Annotated in this window: 3 protein-coding genes and 1 pseudogene; 2 read left to right on the top strand and 2 right to left on the bottom strand. The window is 38.3% G+C overall.

Annotated features, from left to right (window positions below; genetic code table 11):
- Positions 1 to 80, top strand: a pseudogene (locus tag ABYD77_RS18065) (histidine utilization repressor); the annotation flags it as partial.
- Positions 81 to 97: 17 nt separating this feature from the next.
- Here ABYD77_RS18065 and ABYD77_RS18060 read toward each other — a convergent pair.
- Positions 98 to 889 (bottom strand): NAD(P)H-binding protein, encoded by a 792-nt coding sequence (locus tag ABYD77_RS18060; RefSeq protein WP_372771492.1) that lies wholly within the window; start codon positions 887 to 889, stop codon positions 98 to 100.
- A 111-nt stretch (positions 890 to 1000) separates the two neighbouring features.
- On the opposite strand from ABYD77_RS18060, the gene ABYD77_RS18055 reads away from it, so the two are divergent.
- Positions 1001 to 3034, top strand: a complete 2034-nt coding sequence (locus tag ABYD77_RS18055; RefSeq protein ID WP_372771491.1) for a methyl-accepting chemotaxis protein — start codon at positions 1001 to 1003, stop codon at positions 3032 to 3034.
- 30 nt (positions 3035 to 3064) lie between these two features.
- Here ABYD77_RS18055 and ABYD77_RS18050 read toward each other — a convergent pair whose 3' ends face one another.
- Positions 3065 to 3727 (bottom strand): substrate-binding periplasmic protein, encoded by a 663-nt coding sequence (locus ABYD77_RS18050; protein ID WP_372771490.1) that lies wholly within the window; start codon positions 3725 to 3727, stop codon positions 3065 to 3067.
- Between the last annotated feature and the right edge of the window lie 417 nt (positions 3728 to 4144).

Genomic DNA, 4144 nt, shown 5'->3' with positions numbered 1-4144 from the left:
ATGGCGTTGTAAGTTTTACACGACTAATCTCACCAGGCAGTAAATATCGCCTTGGCGGACACCTTACATTTAAACGCTAAGAAATGAAGCGCATTTGTTAGCAATTTTGTAGGGCATCAAATAAATCCGCATATTCAAACTTAAAGCCAAGCTTAAGCAACAATTCGCTCGAAATTATACGTGGTTCTTTGCCTGCTTTTTCAAAGCGTACAGGCAACATACCTAATTGCTTTGTTGCCTCACCATAAAATACCGCTTTTGTTGGATGATGCGGTGTCACTAAGTTAATAATAGTCTCGGGTGCAGCGATTTCAGCTATAAACTGCAAGCCATTTACCGCATCCTTTTGATGCAGCATATTTACAGTTGCATTCGCGCTCGAAGATAAACTTTTACCGCTTAAAAAACGCCCAGGGTGACGTTTTGACCCCATTAAACCACCTAAGCGAACTATTACTGTATTTAATCCACTTTCAGCAACAATTCGCTCGTTTTGTAGTAAACGCGATTGCTTTTCGGTTTTTGCCTCAAAAGCATCTAATTCAGTAAAGTGAAGCGGCTCATCAGGATAAATCCCAGTGGTTGAGCAAAAAATAAAGCGCGAAGCCTGCTTTGCTTTAGCTTCAGCTAAGCTCTTTTCTAAATACTCTTGATATGCTCTTTGCGCTTCAGCTGTTCTACCTGGTGGAATACAAAAAAACCACACTGCCTCTGTCAGATTAATATCACAAATATGTTGCTCGAGATTAAATTGAACCCAGCCTTTTTGATTTTTTTGCTGGCGGCTGGTTTTAATAACATGCCAACCACTGGTTTTTAGATGCTCGGCTAATGGTTCACCTAACCAACCAGCACCCACTATAACGCCATTATTTGAAATATGAGTCATTACTAGATAGAGTCTTAAAACAAAATCAAATTATATAACAATATTTATTCGCATACTTTTGAGATTTTGTAACAATAAAAAACAACTGTTTAGTGCTCAGGAAAAATAATAATGCTAAATAACTTATCCTTGAGAAAGAAAATTCTGTTCTTAATTGGCGGTACCATCACTGTACTGCTAATACTCTCAGCTATTTATTTTGTTAACCACATATCAAACTTATCTCGTGCTTCTATTGAGTCTGAAGCCAAAAGTTATTTAAATACCGAAAAAATCAACATTGAGGGGTTCTTTGCTCAATACGGCAGAGTGGTTGAAACCTTTGTTACCAATCCACATCTGGTCGAATGGTTTGCAAATTGGACTGAACGTGGCGCAGACTATAAAAATGTGCAAGGCTTCAATGCAATTAACCAAGATTTTTTACGCATAAGCGGGAACGATAGCAATATACTCTCAGCATTTTTTGCATCGGCGAATACGGGTGCGTATTTTAAAGAAAACGAGCGCACAACACACTACAACGGTGCAGACTACTTCGCTTATAAACGCGGTTGGTGGCAAGATGCGCTCAAACATGATGGCTTATATGTTGGCCCTCTGGCAATTGATTTAACAACTGGTAATGTCTCTGCGGTTGTTCAACAAACGGTTTACGATGCAAGCCGTAAATTAGTAGGTGTTGGAGGTGTCGATCTTAAGCTTAACAACATTGCTGAAATGATTGAGCAAATTCAGTTTCACAATGTTGGCTACGGCTTTTTACTCGATGACCAACAAAAAGTAGTGCACCTGTCTAATCGCACCAAGCATAACCTCTCAGTGATCACAGATGAATCTAGGGGCATTGAGAAAGATGACTTATCGGCACTAGAATCTCAAATGCCAAATACAGCTGGGTTTACCGAACTTAATCAACAAATGAAACAGTTCAAATCAGGGCATTCTGAAGTATTTTTAAATGGCGAGAAATACTTTGTTATTTACCAACGACTTGAGCTCAATAAACCGAAACTGAATTGGTATCTTGGGTTGTTAGTGCCAGAAAGCTATATCAATATTCCGGTCAAAGAAGCAGCTTGGGCAACAACCTCAAGCGTTATCATCATTTTAATAATAATTATGGCGATGATTGTGTTTGCTACTCAAATGATCGTTAAACCAATTTCATTACTGACAGATACCATGAAAGACATAGCCTCAGGTGATGGGGACTTAACGAAGCGTATCCATATTACTAGTCAAGATGAAGTAGGTCAGTTAGCACATCACGTTAATACCTTTATTGATAAACTGCGTAGCTTACTCATTAATACGCGCGACCAATCAATTCAACTCGATAGCGCCTCTGCAGAATTAAGTCGCGTATCTGAAGAGACACACCAAGAAATATTACAAGAAAAAGATGAAGTAGATAATGTCAGTACTGCAGTAACGGAAATGGCTGCAACAGTACTTGAAATATCGCGTAATGCGCAACAAGCCAATGCAGCTACCGATGCAGTAAATGAGTTAACCAGCAAAGGTGTTAGTCTTTCCAATAGTGCTAAAGAAGAGATGCTAACGCTTTCAGAACATATACAAAAAGCGGCAGAGGTGGTATCTGGTCTAGAGCAAGAATCGAATAATATTGGCAGCGTAGTAGAGGTTATCAATAGCATCGCTGAGCAAACCAATTTACTTGCCCTAAATGCGGCCATAGAAGCAGCTAGAGCGGGCGAACAAGGCCGAGGCTTTGCAGTGGTAGCAGACGAAGTAAGAACGCTTGCTAGCCGTACTCAAGAATCAACAGATGATATTCGTAATATGATCACCCGTTTGCAGCAAATTGCTGTACAAGCAACTCAAATGATGGATCAAGGTAAAGAGCAAGTATCACGATCAAGTGAACAAACAGAGCAAGTACTGCAAGCCTTTACTGATATCTCATCATCAGTCACACAGGTACAAGATCAAAATCATCAAATTGCCACTGCAACGGAAGAGCAAACAGTTGTTGCGGAAGATATTAATAACAATTTAAATTCAATCAATGCATTAGTTAATAATACATCTGATCATGCGAATGAATTAGCTAAAGAAGCGCAAACTCTTCGCCTTTTAGCAAGTAACCTAAACAAAACAGTCAACGAATTTAAACTTTAAAGACAATGGCTAAGCAGGAAACTGCTTAGCCTATTTTTCCAGTTTACCAAGATACTTTTCCACAATGCGTTGGTAACCACCTTCTAGTAAAAATACAGCAAGCTCTCGATTAAATTCATCGCGTAAACCCTTATCAGAAAAAGCTGCGCTTGCAGTAACAGCAGGCATCAACAAATGCTCATTGAAAATAGATACATCCCGCTCTTTATTCTTTAAGCGATAAAAATAATAAAATATATATTTATCTAACACAGCGTAATCATATCGCCCTTTACGTATAAGTTCAGGGATCACTTTCATTTTCGGTGATTCAAAATAGTTTTTCTGCTGTGATAACTCATCAAAAAAAGGGCCAAAATAACCGGGCGCACCTTGAAAGGTTATGACTGAATGACCTTTAATTTCAGCCAAATTAGATGGATTTAAATTGTTTGCTCTTAATGAGAATACCGTTGGGGCATATTGCACAATGGGTAGTGAAACAAAGAAATTGTCATCATCTTGAGCCATAAAAATAGGCGCCATTACTTTAAAGTCACCTGATTTGATTAACGACTCTGCACGCCCTAACGGCACAAAATGAAACTTAACGTCGTAACCCAATCGGTTTAAAACAGCCTTAACAACATCTAAATCAATTCCATTATGTTCTTCATGTTTAATAGTATGAGGAGGGCCTTCACTGCTTAACACAACGATTTCTTTTGCATATAGCTCAAATGTAAGAAGGAATATAAACAGCAGAAGGAGTTTTAGCATGAAGTAATAATGATATTTTTAGGCATTAAAAGAATTATGAATAAAAATATCATTCTTTCAATCACTAACAGCAAAAAAAAGAGCTACAAAATTTGTAGTAATCACCAAATCAAATTAGAAAGATATTTACTTAGTTTGGCTACGAGTAGTCGCTGATAAAGTATCGAGCACTACAATGAGGTGAAGTCTAAAACCTACATGGGTTCAGGGTTCAGGATTCAGGATTCAGGATTCAGGATTCAGGATTCAGGATTCAGGATTCAGGATTCAGGATTCAGGATTCAACAATATTCTGAAGCCTGGTTGCTTAATTCTAAACTCGTTTAGTGTCTAAAACGCAAAAAGCCCGCT

Source organism: Pseudoalteromonas sp. (assembly GCF_041629635.1).
GTDB lineage: Bacteria > Pseudomonadota > Gammaproteobacteria > Enterobacterales > Alteromonadaceae > Pseudoalteromonas.
This window is presented reverse-complemented; position numbering and strand designations above follow the sequence as displayed.

What these genes read in the sequence shown, in the direction of transcription:
- ABYD77_RS18055 (WP_372771491.1), top strand. Translation starts at nt 1,001, where the DNA reads ATGCTAAATAACTTATCCTTGAGAAAGAAAATTCTGTTCTTAATTGGC.
- ABYD77_RS18060 (WP_372771492.1), bottom strand. Translation starts at nt 889, where the DNA reads ATGACTCATATTTCAAATAATGGCGTTATAGTGGGTGCTGGTTGGTTA.